Genomic DNA, 447 nt, shown 5'->3' on the forward strand with positions numbered 1-447 from the left:
CAGCACGTGGCGCTCTTTCTTGAACTGGCGCAAACCCTGCGCACGCAATACCACTTTCCGTGGCTAAGATCGTACGTCGGTGCTTACTACGGCGCATCAGCCGCATTCACCTTCAAGGAGGGCAAGGAACGCAGCGATTACGAAAAAGCGTTGCCGGCGCTGCAAACCTATTTCAGCCTGATCCGCAACACGGGGAACCGCGACTTCGATGTCTCGCGCACCACCGCGCTCGAACTGGAATGGTGGATCGTGCATCGGCAGCGTGAACGTTATCCGCCCGGCGCGTTGGGCAGCGCGTGTGCTGAAGCTGCCGCATCGCTGTATAAGGTGCCCGTGGGCTCGACACTCGAACACGGCCAGTTGCGCGCGCAAGCGATGCTGCTTCGCGACGCCCGTGAAGAAGCGGGCAGCGTCACCGACGCCGATTGGGCAACCATCGAATCGCTA

General features: G+C 61.1%; 1 protein-coding gene. It reads left to right on the forward strand.

Annotated features, from left to right (window positions below):
• Window positions 1-447, forward strand: a 447-nt coding sequence (locus BN2476_RS44510; RefSeq protein WP_087740441.1) for a hypothetical protein, incomplete at both ends; no start/stop codon positions are given.

Origin of the sequence: Paraburkholderia piptadeniae, from assembly GCF_900007165.1 — a bacterium.
Classification (GTDB): Bacteria; Pseudomonadota; Gammaproteobacteria; order Burkholderiales; family Burkholderiaceae; genus Paraburkholderia; species Paraburkholderia piptadeniae.